A 16,215-nucleotide genomic window follows, 5' to 3' on the forward strand; every position below is an offset into this window, starting at 1 on the left:
TGTCGCCGGGAGCGCCTCGACAACAAGGCACTCCTGAAAGGCAACACCTATGCACTCTCTGCAGTTCACCGCCGAGTCGTCGTCGAACGGCGTGGTCGAACGCGACTTCGTCGTGGGCGGCGTCCCCGGCGTTCTCTGGTCGCCGGTTTCCGGCGCAGCTGATCGCGCACCCCTGGTCCTGATGGCCCACGGCGGCGGAAACCACAAGAAGCATCCGGCGATGTCCGGCCGTGCCCGTCTCCTCGTGACCGGCTGTGGCTTGCGCGTCGCTGTCATCGACGCGCCCGGTCACGGCGACCGGCCGCGCACGACGCACGACGAGGCGGAGATCGCCGAGCTGTTCCGGGCGCGGGCGGCGGGCGAGCCGGAAGGCCCGATCGTCGTGCGCTACAACGCCCACCTGGCGGAGCTTGCCGTGCCCGAGTATCAGGCGACCCTGGACGCCCTCCAGGAACTCCCGGAGATCGGCACCGACGGGCCGGTCGGCTTCTGGGGCATCAACATGGGCACCGCGATCGGCATACCGTTCGTGGCGAACGAGCCCAGGATCACCGCCGCGGTCTTCGGCCAGCACTGGCCCGATGTCCTGGCCGAGAAGGCGAAGCAGATCACCATCCCGATCGAGTTCGACCTGCAGTGGGACGACGAGCACATCTCGCGCGAGGAGGGTCTCGCGCTGTTCGACGCCTTCGCTTCAAAGGAGAAGTCGTTGCACGTGAACTCGGGTAAGCACAAGGAGCTGCCCCGGTTCGAGGCCGACAGCGCGGTCCGGTTCTTCGCCCGGCACTTCGGCCGGCCGATCACCTCGCCGGCCTGACGTGCGCGGTTGCGGCGTCCGGCTTGCCAGCCGGGCGCCGCGACCGCGGCCCCGGGGTGAGGCTGCGTATCCAGATGATGGATCCGCGTAGTTGGAGCCCCGCCATGTAGCTCGCGGGCGTCTTGTCGTAGCGCGTGGCCAGGCCCCGCCATGCCCGAATCTTGTTGATGCAGCGTTCCACCGTGTTGCGCTCCTTGTACTGCTCAGCGTCATGTGACACCGGTCGACCGCCGTCCCTGCCTCGCTTCTTACGATTCGCAGCCTGATCGGCCTTCTCCGGGATGACCGCCTTGATCCCGCGTCTGCGCAGGTAGGCGCGGTTCGCCCGCGAGGAGTACGCCTTATCGGCAGCAACCGCGTCCGGTCGGGTGCGCGGACGGCCCACCGGCCCGCGCACCTTGACCTTCTCCAATACCGCGACGAACCGGGGGCTGTCGGCGGCCTGCCCAGGCGTGAGCACGAACGCCAGCGGGCGGCATCGCCGGTCTGCCGCGAGGTGGACCTTGCTGGTCAGCCCACCGCGCGAGCGGCCCAGCGCCGCCGCCTTGAGCCGGGCCCGGCGGCGCCGACGCAGCCGTCGGCGCTCGGCCCGCTCGGACTCACAGGTCGGCGAGTCGACGGTCGCCGGGGCGGTTTGCCCGGTTTCCGTGGCCCCTTTTCCCGCGCCGCGGCCTCTTCCAGGGCCGCCAGGACCTCCGGTTCCACCACCATCCCAGCCGCGTCGTGATGGGCGCGGGCCACCGTGGAGTCCACGCTGACCAGGGACATGTCGGCCTGGCGGCGCCGCGCGGCCTCGGCGATCATCCCCTCCATCAGCGCGGCGAACATGCCGACGTCGCGCCACCGGGTGAAGCGGCCGTAGACCGTCTGCCAGGCCCCGAACTCCTCTGGCACCTCTCGCCATTGGCTGCCAGTGCGGAACCGCCAGATGACGCCCTCGAACTGCTCTCGCAGGCGCTGCGGCTGGTAGGCCGGGCCCAGGCCGAGGGCCTGCAGCTGACCGGCGAGGGCGGGCTGCTGCAGCAACTGACCAAGCGACTGCTGGAGTCCGCCCTGGAAGGCGAGATCACCGACCACCTCGGCTACGACAAGCACGACGCGGCCGGCAAGAACGGCGGCAACTCCCGCAACGGCAAACGCTCCAAGACCGTGCTGACCGACGTCGGCCCGGTGGAGATAACCGTGCCCCGCGACCGCGACGGCTCCTTCGAACCGAAGATCGTCAAGAAGCGGCAGAAGCGCCTGACCGGCGTCGACGAGATGGTCATCTCACTGGCCGCGAAGGGCCTGACCACCGGCGAGGTCCAGGCCCACCTGGCCGAGGTCCATGGCGCCGAGGTCTCCCGCCAGACCATCTCCACCATCACCGACAAGGTCCTCCAGGGCATGGCCGAATGGCAGAGCCGGCCGCTCGACGCCGTCTATCCGGTGCTTTTCATCGACGCCATCCACGTGAAGATCCGCGACGGTGCGGTCGCGAACCGACCCGTCTACGTGGCCCTGGCAGTCACCGCCGAGGGCCGGCGGGAAATCCTGGGGCTGTGGGCCGGCGACGGCGGCGAGGGTGCCAAGCACTGGATGCATCTCCTCACCGAGATCAAGAACCGCGGCGTCGGCGATGTGCTCATGCTGGTCTGCGACGGGCTCAAGGGGCTGCCCGAGGCGGTGGAGACGGTTTGGCCCCGCACGATCGTGCAGACTTGCGTGGTGCACCTGCTGCGGAACTCCTTCCGCTATGCCGCCCGCCAGGACTGGGACAAGATCGCTCGCCTGCTCAAGCCCGTCTACACCGCCGCCACCGAGGAGGCAGCCCTGGACCGGTTCGCGGAGTTCGCCGATGCCTGGGGCCGGAAGTATCCCGCGATCGTGAAGCTGTGGGAGAACGCCTGGGAGGAGTTCACTCCGTTCCTGCGGTTCGACACCGAGATCCGCCGCATCGTCTGCACGACGAACGCGATCGAGTCCGTGAACGCCCGCATCCGTCGGGCGGTCAAGGCCCGCGGACACTTCCCCGACGAGCAAGCCGCCCTGAAATGTGTCTACATGGCAATTATGTCCCTCGATCCCACCGGCAAGGGACAGGCCCGCTGGACCATGCGCTGGAAGACCGCGCTGAACGCCTTCGACATCACCTTCGACGGCCGCCTGACGGCAGCTCGTCAGTAAGTACAACAGCCCCAGTTACACCGCTCGTTTGACAATCCCGTTGTTCGCTGACTGGGCAGGGGGCAGCGGGATCCGACGAAGCGCGAGCGGTCGCTTCCGGAGCCACAACAGCCGCTGTCGGCCGGTCGAGGTGGTAGGTGGCTCCACTGATGGCAACCTTTGAATCTCCCCAGGTGGCGCTCTCTCAGGGGCCAGACCTGCTCAGTTGATCTCCCCAAGGGCGGGGACGTGTTTTCTGCGTCCTGACGCGGACCAGAACATCGCATCCAGGGAGCCGGTCTGACGCTGTCGAGCTTGGTGCGCGTGGCCTACGCTCGGTACTCGATCGCAAGGGGGCTGAGTGGGTTTCTGGGTGGGCTTTGCGCTGATCATCTTCGTCGTTCCGTTGGGCGCGTTCGTTGCCCGCTGGTTGGAGGACGCCGGCAAGAAGTCTCGGGCCAGGACGGCGGTCGTCGTCGGGTACTGGTCGGTGCTGGCGGTCGCGGTGGGGTTGGTCGTCAGAGGCTGGGGCGCATGACACCGCCCCCCGCCGCTTCGAAACAGGCGGCGGTGACGATGGTGCACTGGACAGGGGCAGCCCCGGCTGTCGTTGCCGACAGCAACCGATTGGGGAACGAAGAGCATCACTGGCCGGTTTCACGGATTCTCATCACCACCACCGGACAGTGATCAGCGGGAACCTGTTCCGCGTCCGCACGGCTCGTTGAGAACCGCCCGAACATGGTCTCCCTGTGGGTCGAGCAATGGCGAACCGATCACTTAACGCGGCGATTGTCGTCGCCCAACAACCTTCGCCAGACGGAGCTCTCCCCGTTCCCAACCTACGTGGCCAGCGTCTTGGCTCGACGGCGGGTGTCGTCGGCGTCGTCCCCGTTCACGGGCTTCCGAAGCGCCCAGATCGCGCCCATACCTCCGACCGAGCCCACCGGAATCCTCAACGCCGAGTACGGCCTTGGCCCTTGAGGCTGCGGTTGGAGTGCCGACAGCCTCGGCACTTGACTGCGCAGTGTCGGCGAGTGTCGTTGCAGGCGAGATTCGATGTCGTTCTGGAGTGGGTGACGGACATTTGGAGGCGTGATCGGGTTGTCGTGATCGTCAGGCTCCTGTGATGCTCGCCGCATGTGGCGCGAACAGATCCTCGACGTGATGGCAGAGGCGGAGCTTGCTGGGCCGGCGACCGGTGAGGCGTTGGCTGAGGTCGAGCGTGTGCTGGAGCAGCCGCTCCCCGCGGCTCTCTCGTCCCTGCTACGTGAATGCAATGGAGTGCGCGGGCCTTACGGCACCGACGTGGTGTGGAGTGCCGAGCGGATTGCGAAAGAGAACACGTCGTTCCGCGCGTCCGCGGACTTCGCCACGCTCTACATGCCCTTTGAGCCGCTGATGTTCTTCGGTGACAACAGTGGCGGAGATCAGTTCGCCTTTGTCAGGGTCCCGCTGCGTGACGACGTGTTCGTCTGGGATCACGAGACGGACGGGCGTGCCATGGTGGCGAACGGACTGGACGACTACCTGCGTCGAGCGTTGGAGGACTCCGGCGACTGGTGGAGGGACTGAGCGCTCAGGCTTCGGGGTTTCGTCCATGCGGGCTTGAGCGTGAGCAAGGCGGTAGGACTTGCTTCCGGTCTCGATGATGCTGCCGCCCAAGGTGAGACGGTCGACGGTGGCGCACGGATGCCTACCGCCTCGTCGCCACCCGCGCCCGCGCAGAACAAGAGGTGTGCCATGCGTAGCCACAGGGCTGTTCGGGGCAGGTGAGGCCGGGGTGCCGTTCCGTTGTCAGTGACGGATGGCAGCATGGGGAGCTTGATCAGTTCCCGCTCCCTGGCGGAGTGGGGTGTCCCACGCTTGATTCGGAGTAATGCTATGACTCGTAGTGAATTGGTGGCCGCGCTGGCCGAGCGCGCCGAGGTGACCCAGAAGGATGCCGACGCGATTTTGACGGCTTTCGCCGTGACGGTCGGCGACGTGGTCGCCAAGGGCGATGAGAAGGTCACGATCCCTGGCTTCCTGTCCTTCGAGCGCACGCACCGTGCCGCGCGTGAGGGCCGCAACCCTGCCACGGGTGAGGCGATGACGATCCCCGCCGGCTACAGCGTGAAGGTGTCCGCGGGTTCCAAGCTCAAGGAAGCGGCCAAGGGCAAGTAAGTCCACCGGCTTGCAGGGGCGGTTGCTCGGGTCTCCGAGTAGCCGCCCTTCACCGTGGCGACGAAGAATCTCGCGACTCGTATGACTGAGGTGTGGCGATCGGACGGTTCAGTGCGTGGTCTAGGTGTATTGACCTGTGAGGTTGGGGACGCGGCTGGCGGGTGGTTGGCCTGCGAGCGCGGTGTGTCCGCGGTGGTGATTGTAGGAGTGCAGCCAGTGCGGGAAGGCGTCGCGTCGTTCCTGCTCTGAGCGGTAGGGGCGGGCGTAGGCCCATTCGTCGAGCAGGGTGCGGTTGAGGTGTTCGACCTTGCCGTTGGTCTGGGGCCGGTAGGGCCGGGTTCGCTTGTGGGTGATCCCGGCCGCTGCCAGGGCATCGCGCCAGGTGCGGGAGCGATAGCAGCTGCCGTTGTCCGTCAGGACGCGTTCGATGGTGATGCCCGCGCCGGTGAAGTAGGCGTGGGCCCGCTGCCAGAAGCCGGTCGCGGTGTCCTTCTTCTCGTCCGTGTGGATCTCGCTGTAGGCGAGGCGGGAGTGGTCGTCGACGGCGGTGTGGATGTAGCTGTAGCCGGCGTTGTTGCGGGTCTTGCGGCCCGCCTGGCGGCCCAGGGTCTTGTGTCCGCCGCCGTGGGGGATGTTGCCGAGTTTCTTGATGTCCACATGCACGAGTTCGCCGGGCCGTTCGCGTTCGTAGCGGCGTATGACCCGGCCGGTGGCGCGGTCCAGGTGGGTGAGGCGGGCCAGCCGGTAGCGGGTCAGCACCCGGTGGACGGTGGAGGGCACCAGGCCGAGCAGGTGTGCGATGCGGGCCGGTCCCCATCTGCGCAGGAGCCTGACCTTGATGATCCGGCGTTCGGTGCGGGTCGGTGTCCGGCGCGGGCTTGTGCGCGGGCGGGAGGAACGGTCGGACATCCCGGCTTCGCCGAACTGCCGGTAGCGCTCGGCCCATCGCCGGGCCGTGGTGGGTGAGACCTGGAAGCGTTCGGCGGCCCGCCGCAGCGGCCAGCGGTCCTCGACCACGCAGCGGGCCAGACGCAGCCGTCCGGTCTCGGTCAGGGGCGCATCACGGTGGACCACGAGGGCCTTTCTGTTGGTGTAGATGTCGCAATCCACACCGAACCGGAAGGCCCTCACCCGTTCAAGATCCCTCAGCCGAGACCTGCCTCACCCGTCCACAACCTCCCCGGACAGAACAGCTAGGGCTCCACCGCGCACTGGTTCCCACGAACCGGCCGGCCGCTCTCCTGTCGGTGGGAGGCGAGGATCGCGGCCGACGGGCATGACGGCTGGGGGTCTGCAGCACGAGCGGGGCAGCGGCCTGTCAGCCATGGCTGGGGCGGTGGCAGACACAACGGCCAGGGCCCTGGACCGTGCGGCCTGTGCGCCCGGCCCTGTGCCCAAGCCGTATGTCCTGGTGTACGACCCGCCCTGGGGCGGGATCGCACTGCTGGTGTTGTTTCCGGGCGCTGGGGGCGACGACGTCCGACCCGAAGCGGTGCTGGAGCTTCAGGCCTCAGACTCAGGCTTCGCTCCCGTTCCCGGGAGCGAGCAAGCTCCCGGCCGAACTGCCCGTGGAGTTCGTCGGGAACCTCGAACTCCGTGGCCGAACTGATGGGTCGCCGACTGGCGGCCCATGGATTGATGGGCGGGCTTGCTGGCCGGAGCGCTCCTACGGCCCCGCGGTATCCCAGTGCCGGGTGTCGTCGCTGGCGGTTGTAGAAGATTTCGATGAACTCGGAGGTGCCGTTGGCCAGTTCGACACGGGTCTTGCACCGCTGGCGATTGAGCAGCTCGATCTGCATCGAGGACCAGAACGGTTCCATCACCGCGTTGTCCAGGCGCCCCCGCCCGCGAAGCCCAGGAGCTCCGTCGTCCGGCTTCGGTGCGCCATCTCGCGCCGCGGCGCCTCGCTGTGGCATGCCCAACTGCCCAGTGCTGTCGAAGTGGTGGCGTGCCGACAAGCGTCGGATGTAACCTCACCTCCAATCCAGAGAGAAAGAGTCATCATGGCGACGCGGATTGACTTCACCTTCGGCGACGACGGAAGCCGGGAGCACGTCGTGCTCTCGTCCGACCAGCTCGCCCGAGTGCTGGCCGGCGTACTGCGGGGTGAGGTGCTGCTGTCCGACCAGGTCGGGCCCGGTGAACTGTGGCGGGACATCGCAGCCGTGACCGAGCTGCTGGAGCGCCTGGAGGACTGGCGGGAGAGAGCCGTCGTGGCGGTGGACGAGACCGGCGCCGTGGACCGGGACGCCCTGGGCATCGCCGCGAAGATGGGCGCGGCCAGGCTGTACGAGCTGCTGGAACGGCACGGCCGTCCGCGCAACCAGACGCGGCTGACGCAGGTGGAGGCGTTGGAGAGCCGGGTGACCAGTGAGGACGGAGAGTGGGACCCGGTCCGCGTCGTCGACACCATGAGCAGCTACGGCTGGGACATCGACGACAAGCGGGCCCGCGCGCTGCTGCGCACGCTGAGCGAGCAAGAGGTGCTGGAGAAGATTCCGGGCCGAGGCGGACGCGCCGTCTACCGGATCCCCGGCGCTCGGGACTGGCTGTACTGCCTGGACCCGGAGCTCAACTCGATCGATGGCGGTCCCGCCACTCCGGCGCGAGTGGCGAGGATGGCGCGTGAGAAGTCCGGTCCGACCTGGTGGTGGCTCGGGAGGCCGCTGACCAAGATGAGGGACGGCGACCGGCTGTGGTTCTACTTCGGCGGGGTCGAAGCAAAGGTCGCGGCGATGGCGCACGTGAAGTCGTCGCCGCGCCCGGCGTCGGCCGATACGGGCAAGCCGTACGAGGTCGAGGCAACCCTGGACCCGGAGGCGACCGCGGCTCTGCGCAAGTCGCCAGTACGGCTGGAGGAGATGGAGCAGCAGCACCCGCAGGGATGCGGGCAGATGCGCGCGTCGGACGCGAAGTTGGCCTCCACGCGTGCCGGCCTCTGACCGCTGCTTGCCGGGCGAGCACCGCACCGCGGTGTGCGCGCTCAGCTCTGGAGCGCGTGCTCGATCCGCTCGAAGTCCTCGGGGCTGAAGTTGCCCCGGCTGATCACCGCGTTCCGCGGTGACTTCGGCGTCACCACGTTCGGATACGACGCCAGCTCCGGCACGGCAATCCTCCAGGTGTCCGCGATGCGCCCGAGAACGATCACCGCGTTGCGGGCGATGGCGCGGCGCACCAGGTGGAAGGCGAAGGACTGGGAGGGCAGCGTGTACGGGATCGGCCGCCACGCCCGCGAGTGGTAGCCGTGGAACTGCACGGCGAGGAGCTTCCTGGAGAGCTCGTCGACGCTGTACCCCTGCTTCGTCAGATCGTTCAGGATTCGGGACCACCACAGGCGGCCCGGATGCTCCTTGTCGGCGTCCGTCAGGAAGTGGTTGGGCGTCCCGCCGGCGTTGGCGATGTTCTGCAGGGTCCGCTCGGTCACGCCGGGCCGGGCGTAGGCGGCCGGATCCCCGTCGCGCACACCTGGGTTGGCCAGCAGCATGACCAGGGGCGCGTGGTGGAGGCCGGAGAACGGTTCCGGCGGGAGCGTCAGGTCGAGCCGGTACGTCGCGCGCGAGCCGCCCTCGGTCTCGGCGAGGGCCTGCAAGTGAGGCAGGTCTTCAGGGACGGCGTACGGTGCGCTCCTCGTCGCGCGCGCCCACGGGTTGAGCACCTGATCCACCGCCATCCGCGTCGTTGTGGCATGTAAGCCTACGAGTTTCCCGGGAGTAATCGACCGGTTGACGGGCGCCGCCCGAACGCGGCGGGGTCTCGGGCGCGCCAGGCGTGAGAAGAAGACCGGGAGGGCATCCTCTGGAGTCACTGAGCCCTTTCCAACCTCGCTTTGATGCCGCTGCCGAGGCTGCAGGGGTTTCCGCAACGGGTGCTGGCCAGGGAAGACCTACTCATGGAGGACTGTGCGTCCGGGCCGGCCAAGGCGGAACGAGATCTCGAGTGCCAGATCTACGTGGCGGCTCCCAGCCGTGATCGACTTCCTGGACCGGCACTCACTCCTTGTATGCCAACCGCACCTCGGCACCTCACCAACTGCTGCCGTGTCCGACACGGCAACGGTCCTCAAGGCGATCCGAAGGGCTGGCTACCGGGCCGTCCGCGTCTGCGACTACGAAGAGCTTCTGCTCGAGCCGGGTGTTGATCCGTTCCCAACCTGAGCCTGCCGTCCGCCAGTTGCGCGTCCATACGACACGGTGAAGGTCCTGGTATGAGGTGTTACGGCCAAGATCTACCGCGTCCTGCCAGCAGCCTTGCGTGCTTGTCCACCCGTCGGTGATCAGTCTGCCCATCGCGCACGTGCGTCACCTGAGCCGAAGACTGCAGACCCGACGCCGAGAAGTCGGCACCGGGTGGCGGCGGCTGACTGCAGGACGCCAAGCCCTGCCGGCGCTGGCTCACCTGCGGTGCGGTGACACCTAAGCTCAGCTCGCAGCCGGGTTCGGCAGCGGAATCGCCACGGTCTTCCGCTACGTGCGTGAGGCGATCGAGGTACTTGCCGCGCAGGCTCCGACGCTCAACGAAGAGATGGTGACAGCTCGAACGAAGGCGTACGTGATCCTGGACGGCACCGTGCTCGTTATCGACCGTATCGCCGCCGATCGGCCCTACTGCTCCGGCAAATACATGCCGGATGCCGTACGGCGGCCGGGCGGGCTACGAGACCTCCAAGCCGGTACAAAAGAAGTTGGCGCGCCACGGGAACCTTCGGCCGGGTGCCGGACACGTAGAGAGCATGGAACTGAACGACGCCGGCCACACCGCCCCGGGCGGAGGGGCTTCTGATCGAGAGCTGTGGGCGCGCGCCGTCGACGGCGACCGGGAGGCGTTCGGCCGGATCTTCGACCGCCACGGCAAGGCCGTCTACAACTACCTGTTTCGCCGGACGGCCGACTGGTCCGAGGCCGAGGACCTCACATCGACTGTGTTCCTGCACGCCTGGCGACGCCGGTCGGAAACGGTCCTCGACCGCGATTCCGCGTTGCCGTGGCTGCTGGGCATCGCCGACCGCCTGCTGTCGAACACCAGACGGCGACTGAGACGGGCCGAAGCGTTGCTGCACCGGCTCATCTCGCACGACGAGCCGGTGGCCGACCACGCGGACCGGGTCGTCGGCCGGGTCGACGACGAGCGCCGCATGTCGGAGATCCACCGCGCGATGGCCCGGCTGCCGCGCCACGAACGCGAGGTCGTCGAACTCTGCGTCTGGTCGGGCCTGGACCAGCAGGCCGCCGCGACTGTGCTGAAGGTGGCGGTCGGAACCGTGAAATCCCGACTGCACCGGGCCAGGCAGAGGCTGGGGGCCGACCTCTTGAGCGCGGCCGCGGTTCCGGCGCCGTTCAGTCCAGGACACCCCGTCAACACGAAGGAGGTCGCACGATGAGCGATGAGCAGGGCTTTCCAGCGCCTCCTTCGGATCGTGATCTGCCGGACGCCCGGCGGACCCGAGAGGAGCTGCTGATGAAGATCGGTCCTGAGAACAACGATGTTTCACTACGACGCAAGTGGGGCGTGCCGCTGAGCGTGGCCGCCGGTGTCACGGCGGTGAGCGCTACGGCCGTGGTCGCCTTCGGCGGCCTCGGGGACGCCGGGCCGGGCGGCGCCGACCCCGCTCTCCGCGACGAGGGCCCGGCGAACGCCGCGGCGTCACCTCGTCCGGGCCCCACGCCCGCTTCCACGGGCGGGGCCGGCAGACCGTCCTCAGCTCCCGTGAAGACCGACCCGAACGGCTTCACCTTCATCAACGGGACGACGAAGCCGATCGACACCGGGTCCGTCACCAACATCCTCTCCTCCTGCCTGGGACAGGACGCGTCGCGCTTCCACGCCGTCATCGCGGTCCGTACGCCCATCGCCTCGAAGGCAGCGGACGGAGTGGTCGTCGCCGCGAACTCCGCGGGCAAGTACGTGCAGTGCGAGGCGAAGGGCGACAAGGGCAGCAGCCCGGACTCCCCGCCCACCTTCATCAACGACCGTCTGTGGGGCGCTGGTCATCTGATCGAGTACTTCGACGCCTCTCTCTCGCCCGCAGGCAGGGGGAAGTACGTCATGGTGGGGGCTGGGCACTACACGTCGGACGTCGCCAAGGTCACCGTCAGCTACGGCGACAAGCCGAAGCAGTACCCGACCGTCATGGCCGGCGGCGCGTTCGTCTACACGGCTGCGATCGCCGCCGACGATCCGTCCGACAAGCACTTCCCGGGCCCGACTGCTTACGTCCATGCCTACGACGCGTCGGGCAAGGAGATCTACAACCAGGCCAAGGACCCAGAGTTCAGCGCCGATCAGTGACCTTCCCCGACCGCGGCCCCCGGCCCCGTGAAGTTGCAGCACCTTTCGATGTCCGCTGACGAACGCCCCGAACCTTGGCACGGCCCAGACCGCGGCATGTGAGAGGTCACCGCTCTAATCACATCAGCAACCAAAGGAGATCACTTCTAAGTGCCTCAGCAGCACCATCGTCGGCGACGTGAGCGGGCCGCCTCCGTCGACGCTCGCGTTCTCTGCTTCTTCCACCCGCGGCTGCCTCCGCCACCTTGAAGGCGCAGGTCAATAGGCTGGTGTGACGGTCGTTCGGGGTACTCGTGCTGGTGAGGGGCGGCAGTCCGTGCAGTAGATCATCCGTCACTCCGCACTCCAGCGTGACGGATGATCGGGGGCTGTGGAGCGGCTGCTGCCAAGGGCTGGAGGGCTTGGTACATCAGCCGCGTCGGTATCGGGCTGCCATCGTGTGGAATACCGTCTTAGGTTCCCAGCGCCTCTCGTCGAGCATCCGGACGACGCCGTAGGAGCCAAGGTCGTGCTGCCCGGGTCTGCTGTAGCCGGCGAAGGTGAACCAGAGCGCGGTGTCCACGCCTTCTTCCTCGAAGATGTCCAGCAATTCGGTGAGGTAGCGCGCCTGCTCGTCTTCGTCAGGGACCGCGCCGTGCGGCACCTGCCAGGCCATGCCGCCACGTTCTCCCGCGCCCCGGTACGCACAGGTTCCGTACTCGGTCACCGCGACGGGCTTGCCGTGGGCGAGGTGCCCACGCAGCTCGTCACGGAAGCTGTCGGCGTTGTAGGCGGCCCGGTAGGCATCGATGCCGACGAGGTCGAATGCACCCCAGTCGACGAACTCCCAGGGAGCCGAGGCGTAGGTGACCTGCCCGCCGAAGTGCGTACGGACGGTCGCGACGATCTGGGAGAGGAAGTCGTTGAGGCGTTCTTGCACCGGTTCGAGTGAGGACCACCACTCCATGTCGGCGCCGGCCATGGCCCGCATACGGTCGCCGTAGGTGTCGCCCGGGAGGAAACCGCCGCAGAACGCGCTGATCTCGCAGCCGGCGACGAACACCACATCGGCGCCGGCCTCCCGTGTGGCTTCGGCCCGAGCGGCGCAGTCGGCGAAGAACGGGAGCAGCTGGTCGCGGGGAAGGTCCACGGGAAAGGGGGCGAACCAGACCTCAAGGCCCGCGTCCGCGGCGTGCCTTGCAGCGATGCTCAACCGTTCAGGTTCGCGTCCCGAGATGCGAACGGCGTCACAGTGGAGATCTCCGGAGATCACCGCCATGTCGCGCCGGACCGTCTCAGGCGTGAAGCTCTTGCGGGAGAGTTCTTCCCCTGGGAGGAACCCTGTGTCGTAGTTGATGCCCCGTGCGCGCACGCCCGTGTCCCTTCACTCCCGTTGCCGTGTTCGAGCAAGTCAAAGCCGCGCTCGGGGTTCTTGGCCAGAGGGCGGAACGACTGCCGAAGGTGATGTCGCCGGGAACTGCATGCGTTGTTGTCTGAGCGGTTGACTTCCAGATGCGTCAGAACGAGCAGTGCACGCAGGAGCTGAGCGGCGTGTGCGGGATCGGTACGGAGCTTGGTCAGGATCCGCCAGTTCTTGTGGTGGGCGAAGCTGTGCTCGACCGGTGCACGCCCGACGGCGAGGACACGGTTGGCTTCCTTCTGGCCCGGGGTGAGCTTGTGGGTGCGGGTGGCGGCGAAGCCGGTGACGACCACGGGGGTCATTGTCCAGCCCGCGGAAACCGAGGTCGGCCAGCGCCCTGAGTCCGGCGGCGCGCAGGTGGGCCAGGATGTGGTCGTGGCGGGCGGCGGTGATGTCGTGGGTGGTGCCGGGGCGGGCCGCGGAGATCCGGATCAGGCGGCCGTTCTCGTCGGTGAGGGCGAGGAAGCGCGGGCCGTGACGGCGGTGTTTGCCGGAGTAGTTGGGCCGGTTCGCGGCGCCGGTGCGGCGGACGGTGGGGATGAGGGTGCCGTCGATGAGGACGACCTCGCCGCCCCGTTTCGCGATCCTCTTCAGGGTGCGGCCCAGGCAAAGTGCGCGGGTGGCGCGCAGGGACCGCGAGCCTGCGAACCCGTACGCCTCCGCGACCTGGAAACGAACAGACCGCCGTTGTTCGCCGCCCGCCGATCAACAGCGCAGCCTGCCGCCCACGACCAGCGCGAGCCTCCTCGCCAACGATCACACCACCCTGATGACCTGCGACTTCAAGATGGCGGACTTCTCTGTCCATCGTCATGGTGCGGCTGTGTCGCAGTGGGCAACTCTTGAGCGCCCCGGCAACCATTCCGGCTCGGCGGGAGTCCTCCATGCCGGGCTCCGCTCGGGGCCATCGACGCGAGGGGGAGGAGCGCCGTGGGGGTCCGCAGGACAGCGAGAGGCGTCGGCGACTTCCTGGTCGAGACACTGGGAGAAGCCGTCGCCGAGGTGATCCTCAGCGTGCTCGCCTGCGCCCTGCTCGGCTGTCTGGCTCTGATCGCCTACCTGAGCTGGTCCGTCAGCCCACGCTTCACGATCGTGGTGGCCGGGCTGTTCACCCTCTTCCTCGCCCACGGCGCCTGGCGAACTTTCCGCACTCCCGGGAAGGGGCACCGTCGGGGCCTCGCGGCCTTGACCGCTGTCGGTTTCACCGTGACCGCCACGACGGCCCTCTTCCTGCTGCTCTACACCACAGGATGCGACTGTCTGTGAGGCCGTCTGGTCCAGTCACGACGCCCGAGGCCGGTCATGCGGTGGCTCGTCCGGGGCGCGTGACGTGGCGACGGCGAAGAGGAACATGGAGCGGTTGAGCTGTCGGTTTCCGCCTCGCCGCCGTTACCCAGACCGTCGTCCGTCCGGTCCCTGACCCTCTGGCGTGCGCGGCGGGCGGTGTCGGCGCGGCCAATGGGTACGTATCGCTCACCCTGATGACGCGTCCCTGACCTGCGCCCGGCCGTCCACTCCCGGTTCAGGCGGCGACGGGGCGCTCGTGATTGCCGCAGGCCGCGGACGCGAGAGCGTCGGCGAGGTCGGTCGTGAGCTGACCGTTGCCAGCATGCCGGAACCAGGACGCGGCGCCCCCAGCGCGAACCGGCAGCCCGCTGGAGGTCACCGTTGAGCGGATCATCACGGAAACCGGCCTTGACCAGCTTCCGCCCCTGGACACCTGAGTCGCCGAGGCTGCTGCCCCGCGGAACCGGGGCGGCAGCCGATCTCTGGGCAGGGGGGCAGGAGTGGTAGCGAAGACGACTCCGAATCCCGGCTGACCGAGGGCGTGTGGCGGTCTCAGGTGAGGGTGAGGGTGAGTTGGCCGGTTTGCTGGGTGATGGTGGAGTTGAGGCAGTCGAGGATGCTGAGGCTGGGGTAGACGGCGACGCGTTCGGACAGGGCGCCCAGGGCGTAGCCGGCGGTGACGGTGCCGGTGGAGGTGACGATCTCCTGGTTCGCGGCGTGGACGACGGTGGTGAGCGGGTAGGTGATGGTGCTGGTCTGCCCGCCTTGCCAGTGGTAGGTCACCACGTTCTGGACGAGGGTGTCGCCCAGTCCTTGGGCGAGGCAGCTCACCTGCTGGTCGAAGACGGTCGTGGCGGTGCCTGTGGTGAACGGCCCCGTGCAGCTGCCGCCCCCGTCCGTCCCGAGTTTCTCCGTCACGCTCTGCCGGGTCTGGCGGGGGAGTGGGCCGAGCGGTGGCGAGTAGTCCACGGTGGCTGTGCCGGTGCAAACGGTCAGCGGGGTGTCGCTCTGGGCTGGAGCAGCCGCGATGAGGAGGGCTGCGAGGAGAGTGAGGACGCCTGAGACAGCGGCGGTGGCCTTACGCATGATCTTCTCCTTGACCGGGATGTCGATGGTGCGGTGCTGCGCTTCCAGGGCCAGATCGCCGTACGAGTGACGCCGTCGGTGAGGCGCGGCAGGTGTGTCTGCGCTCGCCGGGGCACTGGTGCTCGGCCTGGTGCAAGGGGCAGAGGCCGATAGAGGCAGAGTGTGGGCCCGGCCAGCCGGTGGCAAGTCGACCGGGCCGAACCGGTACAGCTCGCGGCGCGCGCGGGCGCCGAGGTCATCGGCGTGGTCGGCCGTCCGGCGAAGCTGGAGCACGTGCCCGGCGTCGCCAAGGCGCTGCTCGCCCCCGACCTCTCAGAGGAAGCCGTCGGCGGCAAGGCCGACGTTCTGATCGACACGGTCGGCGGCGGGATCCTGCGCGACGCCCTCACTCTGGTCCGCCCACGCGGCCGGGCCGCACTCCTCGGCTACACGGGCGGCCGCGAACTCACCCTCGACCTCGCGGACTTCTTCCTCGCCGACGTCTCCCTCCTCCCCGTGAACATGATCAGCCGCGGCGAGGAGGTCGCCCCGGAGGTACTCCGCCTCCTCCCCGACCTCGCGTCGGGCGCACTGTCGCTGCCGTACGAGCGGTACGGGATGGACGCGCTCGGCGAGGCGGTGGAGCGGCTGCGTACGGGGGCAGCGGTCGGGAAGATCGTGCTCGACATGGAGAACACCGGCGACTGAACCCTCTCTCGCAAGCCGGTGGGCCCCCTCCAGCTGGAGGGGGCCCACCGGCTTGTCGGGGTCAGGACTGCGAAACGCCTGCCTGCGCGGCGAGTTGATCCGGGTCGACGGGGAGCCAGTCGTAGTCGATCGAGTTCCAGAAGGTGCACTGGTGCTGTGCGGAATACGCCTTGGACGTGAGGGCCTTGCTCTCACCACCCGGCAGTAGGGACATGTACTTCCCGGCCCGGTACGACGGCCAGGCGGCGACCCCCGCCGTCGCGGGGTTCCCGTGCTTCACGAACGAGCCCCAGTAGCGCACCATCTCGTCGGACAGCCGCTGCTGCCCGGGAGACAACAGTCG

General features: G+C 68.2%; 16 protein-coding genes and 4 pseudogenes. 10 read left to right on the forward strand and 10 right to left on the reverse strand.

Features of this window, described 5'->3' with window-relative positions:
• The first annotated feature begins 49 nt into the window (after window positions 1-49).
• Window positions 50-817: an alpha/beta hydrolase gene (locus B072_RS0106475; protein WP_018529127.1), complete on the forward strand. Its 768-nt coding sequence runs from the start codon at window positions 50-52 to the stop codon at window positions 815-817.
• 58 nt (window positions 818-875) lie between these two features.
• Here B072_RS0106475 and B072_RS49925 read toward each other — a convergent pair.
• Together B072_RS49925 and B072_RS49930 are read right to left on the reverse strand one after the other, a co-directional pair.
• A pseudogene (locus B072_RS49925) lies at window positions 876-1,406 on the reverse strand (IS5 family transposase); the annotation flags it as partial.
• Between the two features lie 64 nt (window positions 1,407-1,470).
• A pseudogene (locus tag B072_RS49930) lies at window positions 1,471-1,780 on the reverse strand (transposase); the annotation flags it as partial.
• Between B072_RS49930 and B072_RS0106485 the strand changes: the two are divergent.
• From B072_RS0106485 to B072_RS0106505, 4 genes are all read left to right on the forward strand, one after another.
• Window positions 1,721-2,983 (forward strand): IS256 family transposase, encoded by a 1,263-nt coding sequence (locus B072_RS0106485; protein WP_018529129.1) that lies wholly within the window; start codon window positions 1,721-1,723, stop codon window positions 2,981-2,983. The pseudogene B072_RS49930 and the gene B072_RS0106485 sit on opposite strands and share 60 nt — an antisense overlap.
• A 340-nt stretch (window positions 2,984-3,323) precedes the next feature.
• Entirely contained in the window at window positions 3,324-3,500 is a 177-nt protein-coding gene (locus B072_RS48060) for a hypothetical protein (protein ID WP_158689161.1), read from the forward strand.
• Between the two features lie 602 nt (window positions 3,501-4,102).
• Entirely contained in the window at window positions 4,103-4,537 is a 435-nt protein-coding gene (locus B072_RS0106500; RefSeq protein WP_018529131.1) for an SMI1/KNR4 family protein, read from the forward strand.
• A gap of 309 nt (window positions 4,538-4,846) precedes the next feature.
• On the forward strand, window positions 4,847-5,128 hold the full coding sequence (locus B072_RS0106505; RefSeq protein ID WP_018529132.1) for an HU family DNA-binding protein: 282 nt from the start codon (window positions 4,847-4,849) through the stop codon (window positions 5,126-5,128).
• A gap of 120 nt (window positions 5,129-5,248) precedes the next feature.
• Here B072_RS0106505 and B072_RS0106510 read toward each other — a convergent pair whose 3' ends face one another.
• Window positions 5,249-6,202, reverse strand: coding sequence for an IS481 family transposase (locus B072_RS0106510; RefSeq protein ID WP_026245514.1), 954 nt, complete (start codon window positions 6,200-6,202; stop codon window positions 5,249-5,251).
• Between the two features lie 605 nt (window positions 6,203-6,807).
• Window positions 6,808-6,963, reverse strand: a pseudogene (locus B072_RS49000) (integrase core domain-containing protein); the annotation flags it as partial.
• 168 nt (window positions 6,964-7,131) lie between these two features.
• On the opposite strand from B072_RS49000, the gene B072_RS0106515 reads away from it, so the two are divergent.
• On the forward strand, window positions 7,132-8,070 hold the full coding sequence (locus B072_RS0106515) for a hypothetical protein (RefSeq protein WP_018529134.1): 939 nt from the start codon (window positions 7,132-7,134) through the stop codon (window positions 8,068-8,070).
• A gap of 41 nt (window positions 8,071-8,111) precedes the next feature.
• Here the strand turns inward: B072_RS0106515 and B072_RS0106520 are convergent, their stop codons facing one another.
• Window positions 8,112-8,798 carry a hypothetical protein gene (locus B072_RS0106520; RefSeq protein ID WP_018529135.1) on the reverse strand — a complete coding sequence of 229 codons (687 nt, stop codon included), beginning with the start codon at window positions 8,796-8,798 and terminating at the stop codon, window positions 8,112-8,114.
• 1,059 nt (window positions 8,799-9,857) lie between these two features.
• Between B072_RS0106520 and B072_RS0106525 the strand changes: the two genes are divergently transcribed.
• Both B072_RS0106525 and B072_RS0106530 read left to right on the forward strand, forming a co-directional pair.
• Window positions 9,858-10,505 carry an RNA polymerase sigma factor gene (locus tag B072_RS0106525; RefSeq protein WP_018529136.1) on the forward strand — a complete coding sequence of 216 codons (648 nt, stop codon included), beginning with the start codon at window positions 9,858-9,860 and terminating at the stop codon, window positions 10,503-10,505.
• A gap of 77 nt (window positions 10,506-10,582) precedes the next feature.
• Window positions 10,583-11,413: a hypothetical protein gene (locus B072_RS0106530; RefSeq protein WP_018529137.1), complete on the forward strand. Its 831-nt coding sequence runs from the start codon at window positions 10,583-10,585 to the stop codon at window positions 11,411-11,413.
• A gap of 409 nt (window positions 11,414-11,822) precedes the next feature.
• Here B072_RS0106530 and B072_RS0106535 read toward each other — a convergent pair whose 3' ends face one another.
• From B072_RS0106535 to B072_RS49585, 3 genes and pseudogenes are all read right to left on the reverse strand, one after another.
• Window positions 11,823-12,764: a hypothetical protein gene (locus tag B072_RS0106535; RefSeq protein WP_026245515.1), complete on the reverse strand. Its 942-nt coding sequence runs from the start codon at window positions 12,762-12,764 to the stop codon at window positions 11,823-11,825.
• On the reverse strand, window positions 12,662-13,105 hold the full coding sequence (locus B072_RS49580; RefSeq protein ID WP_267880622.1) for a transposase family protein: 444 nt from the start codon (window positions 13,103-13,105) through the stop codon (window positions 12,662-12,664). The genes B072_RS0106535 and B072_RS49580 overlap by 103 nt, the downstream gene beginning before the upstream one ends.
• Before the next feature lie 70 nt (window positions 13,106-13,175).
• Window positions 13,176-13,442 (reverse strand): annotated as a pseudogene (locus B072_RS49585) (transposase family protein); the annotation flags it as partial.
• Between the two features lie 300 nt (window positions 13,443-13,742).
• Here B072_RS49585 and B072_RS0106540 point away from each other — a divergent pair.
• The gene (locus B072_RS0106540) at window positions 13,743-14,078 is read left to right on the forward strand and encodes a hypothetical protein (protein WP_018529140.1); all 336 of its coding nucleotides are present in this window, start codon (window positions 13,743-13,745) and stop codon (window positions 14,076-14,078) included.
• A 573-nt stretch (window positions 14,079-14,651) separates the two neighbouring features.
• Here B072_RS0106540 and B072_RS0106545 read toward each other — a convergent pair.
• A complete protein-coding gene (locus tag B072_RS0106545) occupies window positions 14,652-15,185 on the reverse strand; it encodes a hypothetical protein (RefSeq protein WP_018529141.1) in 534 nt (177 codons plus the stop codon).
• Between the two features lie 162 nt (window positions 15,186-15,347).
• Here B072_RS0106545 and B072_RS0106550 point away from each other — a divergent pair, with 162 nt between their 5' ends.
• The gene (locus B072_RS0106550) at window positions 15,348-15,872 is read left to right on the forward strand and encodes a zinc-binding dehydrogenase (protein ID WP_018529142.1); all 525 of its coding nucleotides are present in this window, start codon (window positions 15,348-15,350) and stop codon (window positions 15,870-15,872) included.
• 61 nt (window positions 15,873-15,933) lie between these two features.
• Here B072_RS0106550 and B072_RS45435 read toward each other — a convergent pair whose 3' ends face one another.
• A complete protein-coding gene (locus tag B072_RS45435; protein ID WP_018529143.1) occupies window positions 15,934-16,209 on the reverse strand; it encodes a carboxylesterase family protein in 276 nt (91 codons plus the stop codon).
• Window positions 16,210-16,215: the final 6 nt, after the last annotated feature.

Origin of the sequence: Streptomyces sp. HmicA12, assembly GCF_000373565.1 — a bacterium.
Classification (GTDB): Bacteria; Actinomycetota; Actinomycetes; order Streptomycetales; family Streptomycetaceae; genus Streptomyces.

What these genes read in the sequence shown, in the direction of transcription:
- B072_RS0106505 (WP_018529132.1), top strand. Translation starts at nt 4,847, where the DNA reads ATGACTCGTAGTGAATTGGTGGCCGCGCTGGCCGAGCGCGCCGAGGTG.
- B072_RS0106520 (WP_018529135.1), bottom strand. Translation starts at nt 8,798, where the DNA reads ATGGCGGTGGATCAGGTGCTCAACCCGTGGGCGCGCGCGACGAGGAGC.
- B072_RS0106475 (WP_018529127.1), top strand. Translation starts at nt 50, where the DNA reads ATGCACTCTCTGCAGTTCACCGCCGAGTCGTCGTCGAACGGCGTGGTC.
- B072_RS0106525 (WP_018529136.1), top strand. Translation starts at nt 9,858, where the DNA reads ATGGAACTGAACGACGCCGGCCACACCGCCCCGGGCGGAGGGGCTTCT.
- B072_RS0106545 (WP_018529141.1), bottom strand. Translation starts at nt 15,185, where the DNA reads ATGCGTAAGGCCACCGCCGCTGTCTCAGGCGTCCTCACTCTCCTCGCA.
- B072_RS0106530 (WP_018529137.1), top strand. Translation starts at nt 10,583, where the DNA reads ATGAAGATCGGTCCTGAGAACAACGATGTTTCACTACGACGCAAGTGG.
- B072_RS0106500 (WP_018529131.1), top strand. Translation starts at nt 4,103, where the DNA reads ATGTGGCGCGAACAGATCCTCGACGTGATGGCAGAGGCGGAGCTTGCT.
- B072_RS0106515 (WP_018529134.1), top strand. Translation starts at nt 7,132, where the DNA reads ATGGCGACGCGGATTGACTTCACCTTCGGCGACGACGGAAGCCGGGAG.